An 18,095-nucleotide genomic window follows, 5' to 3' on the forward strand; every position below is an offset into this window, starting at 1 on the left:
GGATTAATATGACTAATACGGTTGAAGAAAATATCGATAATACTTTGAATCAGAAGACAAAAGTACCTGTCATTGATTGTGACCTTCATGCCAATCCTCATTCGCAAAATGATCTATTGCCATATATGAGTGATTATTGGAAAAATTTTATGATAGATTGTGGATGGAGAGGAGTTTTTCAAGGGGCTGGTTCGATGGCCCTCCTCCAAAGGAACGTCCTGGATAGTGAAACCCCTGATGGAGGCACTGGGTGTTCTTCATTAAGTTATTTTAAAGAACAAGTAGCGGATAAATATAACTATGCCTATGCTGTTATTAATCCTGATGCTACATGGTTCATTTCTGCTTCTCCACAACATGAAATGGCAGCGGCAGTAGCTTCTGCTTACAATGATTGGCAAATTGAGCACTGGTTATCGAAGGATTCCAGTATGCTTGGTTCTGTTGTAGTAGCAGTTCAGAATCCAGAAGAAGCAGCTCGTGAGATTGATCGCGTCGGCAGTCACCCACAAATTGTTCAAGTGGCCTTACCTAGCCTTAGTCCTTATGGAGCATGGGGAAATCCACGATATTATCCTATATGGGAGGCTGCGATACGAAACGGACTTATCATTACTTATCATGTATCAACTCGTGGAGGATTATATAGAGAAGGTTTTGAAGCAAACAATTTTGCAGAAAGTCAAACAAGTAATGGAATACCACTTCAAGTCGCAATGACGAGCCTGGTATTTAGCGGTGTGCTTGAGAAATATAAAGAGCTGCGTTTCCTCTTTAATGAAGGAGGTTTTGGCTGGGTTCCAAATACTATGTACACAATGGATACCCATTGGCCAATGTTAAGACGAGAGGTTCCTTGGGTAAAACGTCCACCAAGTGAACAGGTTCGAGAGCATTTTTGGTTTGGAACCCAACCATTGATTGAACCAAACCGGCCAAAGGATGCAAAACATGTTGTTGATTTGGCTGAAATGATTGGCAGGGATAAAATTGTGTATACAAGTGACTATCCGCATTTTACCTACAATCCACCAGAAATTACATTCAAACATTTTCCAAAGGATTTTAGAGAGAATATCCTCTATAAGAATGCAGCTAAGTTATATGGATTACCAGTTTCGATGGAAAATTAACAAATAAACTATTTGCGAATTTAAACTTACCCGCTCTGTTTCTAATTCATATTTTATCGGGGATTTCCGACTTGAAAAATTCTAAATATTCGGTAACCTCTTAAAGTAATTAGAGCCATAGCAAGATGAATCCAAGGAGGATAATTGATGAGTATAATACAAGTATCACTTGAAGAAAAAATTGAGAGATTAGAAGCAATTGAGGAGATTCGAAAATTAATTGCTAATTACTGTCATGGAGTGGATAAAAAAGAATATGACCTGTTTTTAAATATTTGGCATAAAGAAGCGGTATTTGATGTTCCACACATTCGTGTAGGCAGTGGAATAGAAGAAATCACTGACATGTTAGAAACGATTAAATCCAATTCCAAGGAATCCTATCATCATATTTCGAATTCGGTAATCGAAGTCAATGGAAATACAGCTAGTGGGATTCATGATGTACTTTTTGGCCGATTACTTGCCAATGACGAGTATTCTCTTTTGTCAGGTACGTACAGAGATGAATATGTGGAAGAAAATGGCAGATGGTATGTAAAGAAACGCGCATTTACACCACACCCAATAAAAAGCCCAATCTTCGATTAACTATCGAAATTAGGAAAACGTTTTCGAAGTGGTTTAATACCATAAATTGAAGTTGTAAAATGACCCCAATTTGACGGTTAAATTTCCTAAACAGGAGGCATGTATCCCTTTGCCTCCCGTTTGTGTTTTGATAGTATGGCGTCGTATCGATTCGAAGTCAGATCAGTCTGTCGAAACAGCTGTACTTGCCAACCGTATGGTGAGTAGATATAATTTACAACTTTTTTAAAGTTACCAAATAATTAAAAATATTTTTAATATATTGTCAACTTGTCCGTGTTGCATTATAATACAAAGATAAGGTGGTCCTGACAACCTTATATTATTTTCAAAGGCACTTACTAGCATGTCTACGTCCAGTAAAAGAGACGAAGCTGAGTTCAGTTAAAATATGGGTTTCTTTAGGTTTACTTATGGGGCTTATAATGACTGAATAAATTTGTCCAGGATGTCCAGTCCATTACAAAGGGAAGGAGATGAATATATACATAAAACAGTAGACTAGTTTATATTTGAAACGGTTTAATATAAATACAATCTATTAATTTGAAAACGTTTTAATGATTGAATTAATGCCCTCCTCCTTATTAAATTTCATTTTTAACTTTAACTTGAGGAGGCAGAAAATTGATAAATACAATACATAGTCTTATAGAGAAATTAAGATTGTATAGAAAAATTTAGACTGAGTAATTGTTACCTTAATAAAGGTGCTAATAAAAATGTATTTTGTAATTTTTTATACTTGATAACCTTAAGGGGGAGAAGGATTTGAAAAACGAGAATGTGATCGATCCTATTGAAAAACCTATCATTCATTTGGAAAAAAAGCCCTTACTAATTGTTACGGTAACCGTCCTCTTGACTTTTTACTTTGATATATTTGTGGGATCTATTCATGGGGTCTCAACCCCTAGCATTATAGCTGATCTTGGGGGTATGCAGTTTTATGCCTTGACGATTACGACTTACATGCTGGGCGGCTCTATCGGGAGGGTGATTTCAGGTAAACTAGGGGATTTATACGGGAGAAAACGAATTTATCTCATTTCCCTGGCTGTCTTTGCTTTCGGTCTTATCCTTACAGGTTCAGCCCATTCTATTTCGGTATTAATTGCATATAAGTTAGTTCTTGGGATCGCCGGAGGCTTTTTATTTGCAACTGTTTTTGCAGTTATTGCTGATTTATATGTTACAGTAACAAGGGTAAAAATATTAGGGTATTTATCTGCCATGCTTGGTGTTACATACATTACCGGACCCCTGCTGGGAGGATTTATTGTTGACACTATAGGTTGGCGCTGGTTATATTACTTTCCATTACCTTTCATGCTCATCGTCTTTTTTGTTGTTAACCACTACATGCCCACAGTAAAACGTAAGGTAAAAGTAACGATTGATTATGCGGGGATTTGCCTTCTTTGCACGGCTGCGATTCCGTTCCTTTTGGCATTTAGTTGGGGAGGATCCAAATATTCATGGGGCTCAAGTGCAATGATAGCGCTTTATTTAATTTCTTTAGTTTCTATTATCCTTTTTATACAGGTTGAGCGCAGGGCGGCGGAACCTATTTTACCATTAAGTCTTTTAAGAAACCGATATTTTTTGATTCCTGTGATTGGGCATTCCCTTGGGGCAGTTGTTGTTATTACTTATTTAACATATGTTCCACTATTTGGACAGGCAGTCAAGGGCATGTCGGCTGTCGTATCTGGATCCTTGATAACGGCGTTGATGGCCGTGCATATCTTCTCTACTCTCATCTTAAGTAAGATTATAAGGAAAACAGGAAAATATAGAATGGTCATCGCAGTGATATTTCTTTTTGATGCAGCAATGATGTACCTGGTTTCAGGGTTTAATGATAATACAAACATTGTGTATATTTACACGATTATAGGTTTGATGGGCGTGAATTCGGGGGCAATTAATGTGGTATTCGTATCCTATTTGCAAAATCATTTGCCGCACAATGTGGTAGGAACTGCAACAGGGGCGGAATATTTTTTCACCAATTTAGCCACTGTCGTCAGTTTATCCATTTCCGGACTTATTATGAATCTAAATTGGCAAGTAGGTAAATATTTGCCTGCAGAGCTAAGAGGAGCATTATCTGAAGCGGAAATAGGTGTAATGTCAAGTACCCAGGCGCTCACAAACAAAACGGCAGCTGCAGAGATAAGAAATGGACTTTCACCGGAGATGCAGCAAACATTCGATAGCGTGATAGTAAATATGAAAGATATAATGGTTCACATTTTTCATACTATGTTCTTGCTGAATGTCGCTGTTTTAATTCTTGGAGCAATCTTCCTTGCATTATTTATGAAAGGTAAGAAAGTCCACCAGGAAGGAAAAGAAACACAGGAAGCTGTTACTGACGCGGTATAACAGTAATTTGAGGTGTCTAATGACCTTTATCTAACGAATAATCTGACCTAAACAGGAGGCTGAGATAATCCTACCTCCGTTTAGGTTTTTAGATTTCGAACTTGTTGTTTCCTTTGGGTGCTATTACAAACTGGTTTAGTAATATTTCTTACTGAAGAGCAAAAAGAAAAAGAATTAGATTTTAATAGTCAGAATATTAAAAAGCATTTGACAAGTAGAGTGATGGAATGATAAATTTAAAGTATAGGTAATGTGGTACGAACAACCATATAACATATTAACGAGAGATGCTTATATATGCTATATTAGGAATGGAATGAGCAATTGGTCTGGTTAGGAGTATAAGGTTAATCAAAGGGGGCTTAAAAAGCGATGAGTAATATCAAAAGGGAAAGGTTAGCTCAAAACAAAATAAGCTTACCAGATTGTTTATTTTCAGATTATGTTGAGAAGGAGTACGGGATCAACAGAGGAGTCTATAATACCATTGATCTCTGGTTTTATAAAAATGGTCTACAGGATTTGTTTAGGAGAAGAAAAGAAATTATTAATTTTCTCCATAATGTCCACGAAACCAGCCATTTAGATAATAAACGATTAAAATTCGGTCATGGTGGACTATCTAAGAAATTAACTGATTATTGGGAAAACGTTTATAACTCTACAGCGTAAAAAGTATTATTTTTATCTTGTTACTTTCGTTTAAAGGAATGATTATGATGTTGGATGTAAGCAGTATTATTCCCCTTTATTATCAATTAAAAGAAGTGTTAAAAGAAACAATAAAGGAAGGTTTATGGGAAGAAGGGCAAAAAGTACCCTCTGAGAGAGAATTAATAGAAACATATAAGGTAAGCCGTGCCACTGTTAGAAAAGCATTGAATGAACTTATGGTAGAAGGATTAATTCATCGAAAACAAGGGGTCGGAACCTTTATATCTAAATCAAAGTTGACCCAGGATTTGACAGGGGAACTAAGTTTCAATAAACAAGCGATCAAGCAAGGGTTAATTCCAAGCTCAAAAATTGTTTATAGCGCAGTAGAGACAGATGTTCCAAATCGAATTTCAGAAATATTTCAGTTACAGCGATTACATAAAACGATTAACATCGTCCGTAATCGTTTGATTAATAATGAGCCTTTAATGCTAGAGTCTTTATACATTCCACAACATTTTGCGCCCAATCTCTTAGAGCAAGATTTAGAAAAAACAACTATATTTGAATACTTAAAAAAAGAATGTAATTTAAACTTTACCCACTCCACATTAGATATCGAAGCTAACTCAATTAGTGAATTTGAAGCCCAATATTTAGGTTATGATCTTGGAGTTCCAGCTCTTTCGTTAGAACGGGTGGTTTACTCAGGTAATAATGCCGTTATTGTTCAGAAACGAAAAGTAAGGGGAGATCGCTTAAAGCTATCCTTGACAGTTGGACTAAGTTTAGAAAGTGAAGATAATTATATTTTAGGTTTAGAGTTTAACCATCATCGCACGAATCTTAAATAACAGTTTTGTTCGCAACATTAGAGTTGTTACCCTTTTTACTGGCAGAATTTCAAACGCTTTCAACTCAGTGAACAGTAGCTTTATATGGGCTATATGATGTTGTTTTTTTATCATAAATACTCGGAATATTTTCGTAGGGGTCATAGGAATCATTCTCAATAAAAATAAATGGAACTGAGGTGTGTGTGTTGAATTTTGAATATTCGGATAAAGTGGTTAAGCTACAAAAAAAATTAAATCAGTTTATGGAAGAAGTTGTCTTTCCAAATGAAAAGACGTATCACAAGCAGATGGAACAAGCTGAGAATCGTTGGGTATCACCTCCGATTATGGAAGAAATGAAAGGAAAGGCGAAGGCAGCCGGGCTTTGGAATTTATTCCTTGAAGATCCGGAATATGGAGCGGGGTTGACAAACCTTGAATATGCTCCTTTATGTGAAATAATGGGGCGTTCCCCTATCGCTCCTGAGGTGTTCAACTGTCATGGTCCTAATGCCCCTAATATAGAAATGCTGGTTCTATATGGGACTGAGGAGCAAAAAGAAAAGTGGCTTCCTCAACTACTAAATGGTGAAATTCTTTCTTGTTTTAGTATGACTGAGCCTCGAGTCGCATCATCTGATGCCTTAAATATAGAGACGTCTATTATCAGAGATGGAGATCAGTACGTAATTAATGGAAGAAAGTGGTGGTCATCAGGTGCGGCCTCTCCAAATTGCAAGTTTGCAATCGTTTTAGGGAAATCCAGTACCTCTGGGGAACGGCATAAACAACACTCCATGGTCATTGTACCGTTAGACACTCCAGGGGTAAAGATCATTCGAACCACACCAGTGTTTGGATATGACCGGGCTCCTATTGGTCATGCGGAAATTGAATTTGAAAATGTTAGAGTTCCTGTCACTAATATTCTTGTAGGAGAAGGGGAAGGGTTTGCGATTGCGCAAGGAAGACTTGGTCCAGCTCGTATTCAGCATTGTATGAGATCGATTGGGACGTCTGAACGTGCTCTTGAAATCATTTGCCAGCGTTCCATGGAGCGTGTTACTTTCGGTAAGCCATTATCAGAACAAGGGGTTGTCAGAGAATGGATTGCCAATTCCCGTATTGACATTGAACAAGCACGTTTATTGGTCTTAAAGGCAGCCTATATGATCGATAAAGTTGGAAATAAGGCAGCAAAAAAGGAAATTGCCATGATTAAGGTAGCGGTGCCAAACATGAGCACAAAGGTTTTAGACAGAGCGATTCAAATACTAGGCGGAGCAGGAGTGACAGACGACTTCCCTATTGCTCATATGTGGACACATGAAAGGGGATTGCGAATCTATGACGGTCCGGATGAAGTTCACCGTGCCACGATTGCTAAGTGGGAGCTGAAAGATTACCTGTGATGAGCTTTTAGATTAGGAAGGATTTAATAGATACCTATAGACAGGAGTTTTTATATGAATTTATTACATGAAGCCGATCTATGGAATGCGAAAATGAGAAAGTTTGTTGAAGAAGAAATGGTTCCCTATGAATATTTGCTTCCAAAGTTTTTAAATGAACTGCCTGAGGATACTGTTAATCACATCTTTTCCGAAATGAAAAAGCAAGGTTTATGGGCTCCATCCGCGCCAAAGGAATATGGAGGTCAAAGCTTGCCAAGCGTTACCTATTTAGGCTGGCGGGAAGCATTAGGTCGAACAGCCCTGTGGAGCGTGATGGGAGTCGTTTTGGAAAACCCAATGTACATTCTCTATTCTGCCAGTGAAAAGCAAAAGGAACGTTATTTGTATCCGACCATCCGTGGTGAAAAGCTGGGCGGGTTTGCTCAAACGGAACCCGAGGCAGGGGCGGATCCAGCAAGAATGACATGTAAAGCCACTCGAAAAGGTTCCGGTTGGGTCATAAATGGAGTGAAAAAATTCATCGGGTATGGGGGATATGTGGATTATTGTCTCGTATATGCAAAAACGGATCCAGAAAAAGTGCGAGATGGGATTACATGTTTTATTGTAGACAAAAATACGCCAGGATTTAACCCAACTGAGCAAATTGTAACAATGGGTGGAGATCAGCCATGGTATATCAGCTTTGATGATTGTTATGTTTCGGATGAGCAGGTGTTAGGAAATATCGGAGAAGGATTCAATATTGCTCAAACCTGGTTTACCAGAAACCGCTATATGCTTCAGTCACCAATTTGTTTAGGGGCTGTGACAAGAGCAATAGATGAGCTTTTAAAGTATTTTCCAGATAAAGTGGATCCTGAGTGGTTAGGGCGTATTCAAGCAGAATATCGTCGTGCGCGTTTCTTGATGTACAATGCAGCATACAAATTTGATAATGGTGAGGATGCTCGTTTTGATGCTGCCCTTAGTAAGTTAGCCAGCAACAAACTTTCCATGGAAGTATTTCGCAGAGCTTTAGAAATTAGCGGCCCATATGGTTATGCTGTTGGCACGGTTTTCGAGCGTTATTATCGTGATCTTCGAAGGTTCCCGATTACGGAAGGATCGACAGAGACCATGAAGCTGTTAGCAAGCCGTTCATTAATTCGTGGCTATGAAGAGGTTGATCGTCTTAGTCCGTACAATGTGCATGAGGAGGTAAAAAATGTTTCGCGTTAGAGAGGATTCACTATTAAGAAAAATGCTACGGAATTTTGTTGAAACGGAAATGATTCCAGTAGAAAAAAAAAGAATGGCAAACGGGAAAGTTTCTCAAGAAATTTCATCACCTCTTCGTTCTAAACTATTTGCAGAAGGTTACTTAGGGAATGGAATAGGTGATTTAGAATCATTATCCGCTTATTCCAGCTTGGTGGTTTATGAAGAATTGCATCGATCTCTCATAGGATTTTTGGGAGCAGGCGTAGTCGATGGGTCAGAACCAATGAATTTAGTTTCCTCTGATTGGTCTTCTGATACTCTTAAAGAGGGTGTTTATCCTGTTACAAATGTAACTTGGTGTGAAACCATCCCTGTGGAGAATGGTGTGGTTGTTTCTGGAAGCTTTTCGGCAATCGGGGATGAGAATTGTCAATGGTATTGGATTGATTCGAAGCAGGTCCTCATTAACCGTTCCAGCCCAGGAGTAAGAGTACTTACTCGTGAAGGAATAGGTATTCTAGATGTAAGTGAAGTCCATTTAGATAAAGTTCACGGTCAAAAAATAAATTCTAATAAAGACTTGAACAGCGAAAAGAATCCACAATTGGTATTCATGTATTTACAACTGGCCGCAGGTGCTATTGGAAGTTCTTTACGAGCGATTGAAGAGGCAGTTGAATTCACGAAAACCAGGGTAACCTTTGGAAAGCCGTTAAGTGACAGACAAGCGATTCAATGGAAATTGGCAGACGCGTCTGTCACTGTTCAAGGTGCACGATTGTCATTATACGAAAGTGCTGTGTCTTTAGAACAGGATCCCTCCAATGAGAATCTACAAGCAATCGCCAAACTTTCTGCAGCAGACGCTGTTCAGGTTGCTATCTCTATCTTTGATGATATCATTCAGATTTTCGGCGGGAAAGGATATTCCCAATATTTTTGGATTGAAGAATCGTTCCGGAATCTTCTTGGTTATCAGGCAATATTGAATTCAAGCGAAGTTTATAAAGCGGTTGGCGAACGCATTAAACATCAAAAAAAATTATTTAGTAATCTTGCAGAAATGAAATAATATAGATATTTCCCTTAATCTAGGAGTAAAAGGTAAACGTTCGTTGATCCTAACGCTCCCAATCCAGTAATAAAAATATTTAGAATTGTTTGACAGTATTTCAACTTATATAGTGAAGTATAATTATAGTTTAGGTTGACCGTACAACATAACAATATATTAATGTGGTGTACGTACATAATTGGATAAATAGACAACTAGATTAATATATTTTGCTGTTGAAGGTAGAATCATAGAGGTTTTAGATGGTCTTTCAATAGGTAAATCATCAATTCCAAAAATTTAGAGGTGTTCTTGCATGATTGAATTTGATTTAAAACCAATGTTTTCCCCACAATCCATCGCAATTATTGGTGCATCATCTGATGAAAGCAAAATTGGCGGCAGACCCTTATATATGCTAAAACAGATCGGATTTAAAGGAGAAATTTTTCCTGTAAATCCAAAATACTTGGAGATTGCTGGGTATAGGTGTTTACCAGACATTCAAAGCCTCCCGAAACATGTAGATTTAGCCATCATTGCGGTTAAATCGAATGCAGTCTTATCTTCTTTAGAATTACTAGCTACTCGCTCAATTAAAAGCGCTGTCATTTTTAGTTCCGGTTTTGCTGAGGTAGGAGCAGAAGGCATTGAAATGCAGAATAAATTAACTGGTTTTATTAAGAAGTCAGGAATCCCTGTTGCTGGACCGAATTGTAATGGTTTTACGAATTTAAAAGAAAATGTAATCGCTTCTTTTTCTCCAGTAAACCTCGACCAGGTCGATCCGATTGCGTTTATTTCTCAAAGTGGAGCAGTTGCCACGGTTACGACAAAATTAATCCGTGATATTGGGTGTGGTTATCAATATTTAGTTGGTACCGGGAATGAAGCCGGAGTTGATTTCTTCGATTACGTCAATTATTTTGCACAGCAGCAGGAAGTCAAAGTAATAGGTGGATATCTAGAAGGTGCAAGAAACAAGGAGTCGATGGACAGAGCATTAGCTTCATGTCTTGAAAATGAAAAACCGCTTGTGCTTTTAAAGGTTGGCAACTCCGAAAAAGGGGCCGATGCAGCAACGTCGCATACGGGATCACTAGCAGGGAACTCAGCGATTTATAGAAGCTATCTAAATAAGAAAAATGTGATTCAAGTCAATAGTGAAGAAGAATTAGTTGATACGCTTGCACTATTTAATAATGCCAAGCTCCCTTCTAGTTTAGGGGATGTTGCCTTAGTCACTGGATCTGGCGGTGCCGGGATTATAATGGCGGACAAATGTGAGGAGTACGGTGTTCCTCTGGCCAAATTACATCCGGAGACCACGGCAAAGTTAAAAGATTTATTGCCTTCCTTTGCTGCATTGGGGAATCCAATTGATGTCACCGCTCAAGTCTTGCAAACGCTGGACAATTTGTTTGAATCCATAGAGGTTATTTTAAATGATGCTAACGTTGGAACAGTTGTGTACTATATGCAGCTTTGGGATCATTTAGCGCCAACTTTTATCCCAAGATTGGAGCAAATTGCTTCCAATACGGACAAAACGTTCATCGTATGTTGGTCAGGTGTAGCGGATGAGACAAAACAAAAGTTTCGTGAGAGCGATTTTTGTTGGATGCCTACTCCAAGCAGAACGATTAGAGCGCTCAAAAACATGAATGAATATAACCGAAATCGATTAACTGGCTCTTATAAAAAATTTAGCAGCGAAGAGCGAATGACAGTTCCGCAAGCATTGGAAGCAGTTTTTGGCAATGCAAATGAACACACAGGCAAAACCTATCTTGCAAAGTATGGGATTTCAGTTCCAACTGGCAAAGTCGTAACAAGTATACAGGATGCCGTCAATGCGGCTGAAGAAATTGGTTATCCTGTCGTCATGAAAATTGCATCTGAACAAATTGCACATAAGAGTGACGCAGGAGGTGTGAAGATTAATGTGAAGTCTGACCTTGAGGTCAAGGCTGCTTATGATGAAATATGGACCAATGCAAAGAACTATAATCCTAATGCTCAACTAGAAGGAATCCTTGTAGAGAAGATGATAGAGGACGGAATTGAGGTTATTATTGGTTCCGTACAAGACCCTTTATTTGGTCCATGTATTCTGTTTGGGATTGGCGGGATATTTGTTGAAGTATTCAATGACGTTGTTCTCCGACCAGCTCCTCTAACTAGAGAAGATGCTTATGAAATGGTTCAATCTATTAAAGGTTATACCATTTTAAAAGGTGCAAGAGGTAAAGGTCCATATGACATTGGTACTCTTGTGGAGACATTGGTGAGAATATCCGAATTTAGTTTTGATCAAAGTGAATGGTTGAAAGAGCTAGATATTAATCCAGTGATTGTACATGAAAAAGGGAAGGGTGTCACAGCGGTCGATGCTTTAATCGTTGGAAATGAAAAGAAGGTTAGCCATACAAATTCTGCCATTGAAGCAGTTCGTTGATACAAGCCGGCTGCGTTTCGCAACTAGGAATTACCTTCGTTATTTGGTTCCATGTGCCATTTGTTTTAATAAATAAAAATAATTAGGAGGGGTTTAAAGGATGTTTAAAAGCGAGATTGTACAAATTGGAGAGGTAAAAGCCCATGTCTTTACTGCAGGTCAGGGGGAACCATTAGTCTGGTTAAATGGAGCTGGGGCTGTTAATCCGGATATTAGCTTCTTTTCAAAGCTAGCAGAAAATAATAAGGTTTATTTGGTTGAAAATCCAGGTTTCGGTCAATCAGAAAAAATTAAATGGGTGAAGGAAGCAGCAGATTATAATTACTTTTATCGGGATTTCCTAGATCATTATAATCTTGACAAAGTAAATCTCGTCGGACATTCCATTGGTGGAAGAATCGCTCTTGAATTTGCCATCAGCCATCCGCATCGCGTGGAAAATTTAGTATTAATCAGTCCGCAAGGGGCGTATGTGAACGGTGTGAAAGTACCTGATTACTTCCATGGCGACAAGGAGTACCAAGCAAAATTAATTTTTCACGATGAAGGTTTATTAAAGCAAGCAATTAATATTCAAAACACCAGAGAAGAAGTGGCAAGAAAAGATAAAAATGAAGCGGCATTAGCAAGATTAATCTGGGAAAGAAATTACAATCCTAAGTTTCCAGTGCTATTAAAATATGTAACTGCACCAACTTGCATTATTTGGGGTAAAGAAGATCGATTATACCCAGTAGAGCATAGTATATTCTTTAATCAAAACATTAAAAATTCTATACTTCAAATTATTGAAGACACAGGTCATGTCCCACATATTGAAAAAAGTGAAGAAACGAATCGAATCGTTCAGGAATTTCTCTCAAAACAGTATTCCGTTAATACATTCTAAAATATTTTAACCATTTCAACGTTTAGTAATAGTAGGATAATAGCTAACAATTCAAGGAGGTAAAACAATGACAAAAGTATTTTCTTTTCATTTAATGCCATATTTAGACGCTGATATTGAGGGTTATAATCAAAATAAATATGATTCTGCTTGGGTAACATACCCTAATAAACATTACGATCCAGTAAAAGGGCATCAATATTATAACGAATTCCTTGAGCAATTAGAATATGCAGACAGAATGGGATTTGATGCTGTGTGTGTTAACGAGCATCATCAGAACTCCTACGGCAACATGCCATCACCAAATATTATGGCTGCCATGCTAGCTCGAAGTACAAAAGGGAAGATTGCCATTTTGGGGAATGCTACTTCGTTACACAGCCTCCCACAGCGCGTGGCTGAAGAAATTGCAATGCTGGACGTGGTTACAGGTGGAGACCGAATTATTTGCGGTCTGGTACGAGGAATCGGAGCCGAATACTTTAACTTCCGGAATGTAAACCCGAATGAATCAAAAGACAGATTCTATGAAGCTCATGATTTAATCTTAAAAGCTTGGTATGAAGATGGTCCGATTGAATTCCATGGTGAATATTTTGATGTTCCATTCCTCAATGCATGGCCGAGGCCAATTAGTAAACAGATTCCGATTTTCCTTCCGTCAACTGGAAGCCGGGACACCGTTAAATTCGCTGCAAGACACAAATATCCTTATATCGTAACGGTTTCTTCGTTACCTACTATTAAAAAAATCTATGATGATTATCGTGAACAAGCGAATCGATTTGGATACACAGCTGTCCAATCTCAATTAGGATTGAACCATAAGATTTATGTGGCAGAAACGGATGCTAAAGCTTGGGAAGAATTTGAAGAGCATATCCGATTCTGGTATAAATACCAAATTAATTTCAAAGGTTATCAGGCATTCCCTCCAGGATACATCGGAGCAGAAGCAAGACAATTTGCCATGGAAGCTTTGGTTAATGATAATATTGCGGACATGTCTCCTCAAGAAATGTTTGATAAAGGCTATGTCACAGTAGGATCTCCTGAGACTGTGAAACAAAGATTAACAGAACTACAAAAAGAAACAGGTGTTGGTGTAATTAATGCATTTATGCAAATTGGTAATATGCCACATTGGAAAGCAATGAAGAACATTGATCTATTCTCACGTTATGTCTTAAAAGACATTCAAAAGCTGGGTGATGATACAGAGTTAGAACAGGGTGACACGCTCGCAGGAAAGAATAAGGAAGAGGTTGCTTTATACTATTAAAAGGTACCAAAAAAAATTATTCTGTATATTTGGCAACAACTGAATATGCAGGATAATTTTTTTATTCTATAAAAACAAGATTCCTTTCTATTCATGAATTTATTAATCTAAGTGGACTACATTGGCTGTGTAATTACATTTTAACCCAGCTAAAAAAATTATGTTAATCAAATAGACCTATTGAAGGGTTGATGAGGAATTATGAAGAAAATGCGACTATTAGGAGTTTTACTTTTAGGTATTCTTTTAGTTTTATCAGCCTGTGGCGGCTGGTCTTCGCAATCAAATGGAGGAGCCGAAAGCAATGGAGATAATTCGTCTACAAGCAAAAATAAATACGTATTAAAAGCAGTTCATGGTTATTCTACTACCTCAACCATGCATGATCTTGCTACATGGTTTAGTGACGAAGTTGAAAAGCGAAGTGATGGAAGACTAACGGTTGAAGTATATCCCAATGCACAAATTGTACCTGTAGATCAAGAAATACCAGCCATGCTAAATGGTCAAGTGGATATAACTTTAAGTAGTTCCAATGCTTTAGCCGCGATTGAAGATGGCTATTATGTCTTAGAGCTTCCATTCTTGTTCGATTACGATCCAAAAGACGTCTCAGTTTTTCTAAAAGATATGAGAGCCTTTTTATCCCATGAAAATGGAGGTCAACAGTTTGCTAGTAAGCTAGAAAAAAAGGGACTTATCGTATTATCTAACACAGCGAATGCGGATCCCGGAGTTCTTTGGACAACGGAAAAAATTGTTACAGACGTGGAAAGTATTAAAGGATTAAAGACGCGAGTTCCAGGAGGACTTGGTATCCCTGAAACGTTAAAGGTAGTAGGCGCAAGTGGAGTTTCGATCCCTGCCAGCGAACAGATTACTGCTTTACATCAAGGTGTTGTTGATGCAACAATCAATCCTGTCATCTATGCTCTTGATTATAAAATACCAGTTAAATCCGGAACATTACTACCATTAACTGCCTATGGAAATCCACTAGTAATATCTAAAGCAAAATTTGAATCATTACCTGCAGACCTTCAAGAGATTTTAATTGAAGTTGGTAAAGACCTAGAACCTTACTCGGATGAAAATGTAAAAAATCGCTATGCTACTGTTTTTGATGAACTAGAAAAGTCAGGAATTGCGGTGCATTATCCTACTAAGGAAGAACTTGAAGAATGGAGAACAGCGGTAGAGCCTGTTTATAAATGGTTTACAGATAAAGTAAATGGAGGCCAAGAATTAATTGAGGCAGTGTCCAAAGACAACTAAATAACGTCTGGACATAACTATTGGTCATTTATATCTATGAAAACCTACATTGTATCTCTTTATATAATATATAAAATTAATATTCATTTGAAAAAAAAATAGAAAGGAGAAGGGCTGATGCAGCTAATGGAATATATGAAAAAATACTATCGTTTAAAATATGTAATGGAATTGTCAGGGGAAAGATTCGGTTTGACTGATCAAAGAACGATAGGACATAGTAAAGAATTAGATTTGTTAATAAATGAAATCTTGAAAATTAAATATCCGGGAAGCTTCAATCGGAAAGAGATTCTTTAAGTTTAATAGTTAGGCTGTAAAAATACAAATAAACATTCGAATTCTATTATTTTAATTCGTAATGAAGGGAAAGAACCCGTGTTTCTTTCCCCTTTCTATGTTTAGTTAACTGTCCTTTTTAGCTGTTTAAATAAAGTAAAGTGATCTTAAAAGAAGGGAGATAGGAATGGTTAATGAGCACTTTAGTTGAAACTTCCAATGGAAAAATTCAAGGGAAATTGGAAAATGGAATCACTGTTTGGAAAGGGGTTCCTTACGCGAAACCACCGATCCAACAATTGCGTTTTAAGCCTCCTGAACCACCTGCCCCGTGGAATGGTGTATATGATGCTACTCAGTTTGCACCGGGATGCCCTCAACCAAAAAATCCTTTTGCAAACATTCTCGGAGAAAGGAAGGAATTAGAAACCGATGAAGACTGCCTTTATCTAAATATCTGGTCACCGGTTGCGGATACGAAAGGACGTCCGGTTATGGTTTTTATTCATGGCGGCGGTTTTTGGTTTGATGCGGGATCGAACCCATGGTATGACGGAACTTCATTTGCCCAGCAAGGGGATGTTGTCCTCGTAACCATCAATTATCGTTTAGGTCCTCTTGGTTTTTTACATTTAGCAGATATAGGTGGAGAGGAGTATGCCTATTCTGGAAATTGTGGTTTATTAGATCAGGTTCAAGCGTTAAAGTGGATCCAAGAAAATATTCGTCATTTTGGCGGTGATCCTGAGCGGGTTACGATTTTTGGTGAGTCAGCTGGGGCAACCAGTGTCTCCTTGTTAATGGCCATGCCTAGTGCGAAGGGGTTATTTAGCCAGGCAATTTTACAAAGCCATGCTGGTGATTTTTTTACGAATTCAAAAGAGGCAACAGAAGTGGCGAGGAAATGGTTGGAGATTCTCGGTATACAGGAGAATGAGTTATGGAAATTAGAAAATGTACCAGTTGAAAAGTTTTTAAAAGTAACGGATACACTAAGAGTGAATGCAGCAAAATCCGCTGTTTTTCAGCCGGTTATCGATGGTACCCTTATTCCGATGGAGCCACTGCAAGCCCTTCAGTCCGGGGCTTCAAACCATTTATCTGTTTTATTAGGAACAAATAAGGACGAAGATCGTTTGAGAGCCGCAGTAACACCTAGATGGAATTCAATGAGTGATCAACAAATTTATGAATCCATTGAAAAGACGGTTGGGGAAATCTGGTTAAGAGTCTCGGGTTACTACTTAAACAGAGAGAAAGACGGACAAAGTTTACGAGATTCTGTTGAAAGTGCAATTGGCGACTTTCGATTTTGGTTTCCAACGATTAAAATGGGGGAGTATCTTGTTGAAGCAGGAGCATCGGTATGGATGTATCGATTTGATTGGCCATCTCCAATTTTTGACGGACAATTAGGATGTTGCCACTATATGGAAATTCCGTTTGTTTTTCATCACTTAAATCATCAAGATGCTCTTATCTTAACTGGTGTTTCCCCCAAAAGAGAAGAGATATCGTTGCAAATGCATCGAGCTTGGATTGCTTTTGCACATAATGGAAACCCTAATCACGTTCTCATTCCAGAGTGGCCAAATTATGAGGTGAAAAACCGGGCAACCATGGTTTTCCACGAGAAGAGCAAGATCGAGAACGATCCGTGTATGGGAGAAAGGTTGGTGTGGGAGGATGCATGGAAGGTACTAGAATCTTGAAATTAAACGGAAAGAGTACTTACTACTATAAAAAGAGAACGGAAGATTATTCTTCCGTTCCCCCGTGCTCTCTATCTAACTTCATTTGAAAAGAATAATCTTTGTCTTTATCCGAACCATGTTTTAGTGTGAACAGGTATTTGGTTCTTTCACCAAGTACCACTCTCTTTTCAATTAAAATAAGGTTTTCTCCTACATAAAAAAGTCTTTCAACAGATAATGCCGGTTTTCCAACTGTTGATTTTAAATAATAGGCACTAAAATCATCTAATAAAATTGGATCCATTTCTAAAGTTGAGTGAGTAAAACGGATTTTAAGGTCATTCTCCAAATACTCATGGAACACAGTTTTTTCAAAATCTATCGATTCAATTTTTGGTGCAAATTTTAAAGGAATGTAAGTTGTACCTAAAATTAGTGGGGAATCGTTAGCGCTAGCTACAGCATTTATTTTAAAAACACTTTCTGAAGGATCCATTTTAAAAAGGTTATATATACGAATTGGGACATCTTTATCTATGGATGCTTTAATCACTTTAAGGCTTGGATTAAGTCCCTGTTCACGTGCCTGGCGAGCAAAGGCGATTTCTCCCGTTAAATCCTGTAAGACCTTTTTTGGTGAGACAAATGTCCCGATTCCTTGTTTTCTTTCGATGAGCCCCTCGATCATTAGGTCATTTAATGCTTTTCTAGCGGTTGCGCGGCTAATATTGTACATTTCCATGAGATCTCTTTCGGAAGGTACCATTTCACCTTCTTTCAAAGACCCATCCTTTATTTTTTCTTTTAAAATTTCTTTTAACTGATAATACAGTGGGATTATACTTTTTTCATCTAACATTTTATCACTCTTCCATCAATTAGATTATTACCTTAATATGTTATACGTACCATTAATTATATTTTAAATTTTATAG

Annotated in this window: 15 protein-coding genes; 14 read left to right on the forward strand and 1 reads right to left on the reverse strand. The window is 37.9% G+C overall.

Annotated features, from left to right (window positions below):
• The first annotated feature begins 8 nt into the window (after positions 1-8).
• From J2Y03_RS03715 to J2Y03_RS03780, 14 genes are all read left to right on the forward strand, one after another.
• Positions 9-1,133 (forward strand): amidohydrolase family protein, encoded by a 1,125-nt coding sequence (locus J2Y03_RS03715; protein ID WP_310190758.1) that lies wholly within the window; start codon positions 9-11, stop codon positions 1,131-1,133.
• Between the two features lie 147 nt (positions 1,134-1,280).
• A complete protein-coding gene (locus J2Y03_RS03720; RefSeq protein WP_310190759.1) occupies positions 1,281-1,724 on the forward strand; it encodes a nuclear transport factor 2 family protein in 444 nt (147 codons plus the stop codon).
• Positions 1,725-2,495: 771 nt separating this feature from the next.
• Positions 2,496-4,115 (forward strand): MFS transporter, encoded by a 1,620-nt coding sequence (locus J2Y03_RS03725; protein ID WP_310190761.1) that lies wholly within the window; start codon positions 2,496-2,498, stop codon positions 4,113-4,115.
• Between the two features lie 372 nt (positions 4,116-4,487).
• Positions 4,488-4,787 carry a hypothetical protein gene (locus J2Y03_RS03730; protein ID WP_310190764.1) on the forward strand — a complete coding sequence of 100 codons (300 nt, stop codon included), beginning with the start codon at positions 4,488-4,490 and terminating at the stop codon, positions 4,785-4,787.
• 38 nt (positions 4,788-4,825) lie between these two features.
• Positions 4,826-5,626 (forward strand): GntR family transcriptional regulator, encoded by an 801-nt coding sequence (locus tag J2Y03_RS03735; protein ID WP_310190766.1) that lies wholly within the window; start codon positions 4,826-4,828, stop codon positions 5,624-5,626.
• Between the two features lie 188 nt (positions 5,627-5,814).
• Entirely contained in the window at positions 5,815-7,020 is a 1,206-nt protein-coding gene (locus tag J2Y03_RS03740) for an acyl-CoA dehydrogenase family protein (RefSeq protein ID WP_310190769.1), read from the forward strand.
• A gap of 54 nt (positions 7,021-7,074) precedes the next feature.
• Positions 7,075-8,244, forward strand: coding sequence for an acyl-CoA dehydrogenase family protein (locus J2Y03_RS03745; RefSeq protein ID WP_310190771.1), 1,170 nt, complete (start codon positions 7,075-7,077; stop codon positions 8,242-8,244).
• The gene (locus J2Y03_RS03750; protein WP_310190774.1) at positions 8,231-9,298 is read left to right on the forward strand and encodes an acyl-CoA dehydrogenase family protein; all 1,068 of its coding nucleotides are present in this window, start codon (positions 8,231-8,233) and stop codon (positions 9,296-9,298) included. The genes J2Y03_RS03745 and J2Y03_RS03750 overlap by 14 nt, the downstream gene beginning before the upstream one ends.
• Positions 9,299-9,596: 298 nt before the next feature.
• Complete coding sequence (locus J2Y03_RS03755) at positions 9,597-11,738, forward strand: acetate--CoA ligase family protein (RefSeq protein WP_310190776.1); 2,142 nt, start codon at positions 9,597-9,599, stop codon at positions 11,736-11,738.
• Between the two features lie 100 nt (positions 11,739-11,838).
• A complete protein-coding gene (locus J2Y03_RS03760; protein WP_310190779.1) occupies positions 11,839-12,627 on the forward strand; it encodes an alpha/beta fold hydrolase in 789 nt (262 codons plus the stop codon).
• Between the two features lie 67 nt (positions 12,628-12,694).
• Positions 12,695-13,912: an LLM class flavin-dependent oxidoreductase gene (locus J2Y03_RS03765; RefSeq protein ID WP_310190782.1), complete on the forward strand. Its 1,218-nt coding sequence runs from the start codon at positions 12,695-12,697 to the stop codon at positions 13,910-13,912.
• A 201-nt stretch (positions 13,913-14,113) separates the two neighbouring features.
• The gene (locus J2Y03_RS03770) at positions 14,114-15,187 is read left to right on the forward strand and encodes a TRAP transporter substrate-binding protein (protein WP_310190784.1); all 1,074 of its coding nucleotides are present in this window, start codon (positions 14,114-14,116) and stop codon (positions 15,185-15,187) included.
• Positions 15,188-15,304: 117 nt separating this feature from the next.
• Entirely contained in the window at positions 15,305-15,487 is a 183-nt protein-coding gene (locus J2Y03_RS03775; protein ID WP_310190787.1) for a Spo0E family sporulation regulatory protein-aspartic acid phosphatase, read from the forward strand.
• A gap of 173 nt (positions 15,488-15,660) precedes the next feature.
• Positions 15,661-17,178 carry a carboxylesterase/lipase family protein gene (locus J2Y03_RS03780; RefSeq protein ID WP_310190790.1) on the forward strand — a complete coding sequence of 506 codons (1,518 nt, stop codon included), beginning with the start codon at positions 15,661-15,663 and terminating at the stop codon, positions 17,176-17,178.
• A 46-nt stretch (positions 17,179-17,224) separates the two neighbouring features.
• Here J2Y03_RS03780 and J2Y03_RS03785 read toward each other — a convergent pair whose 3' ends face one another.
• Entirely contained in the window at positions 17,225-18,019 is a 795-nt protein-coding gene (locus tag J2Y03_RS03785) for a GntR family transcriptional regulator (RefSeq protein ID WP_310190793.1), read from the reverse strand.
• Positions 18,020-18,095 lie beyond the last annotated feature (76 nt).

This window comes from Neobacillus niacini (genome assembly GCF_031457145.1).
Classification (GTDB): Bacteria; Bacillota; Bacilli; order Bacillales; family Cytobacillaceae; genus Neobacillus; species Neobacillus niacini_J.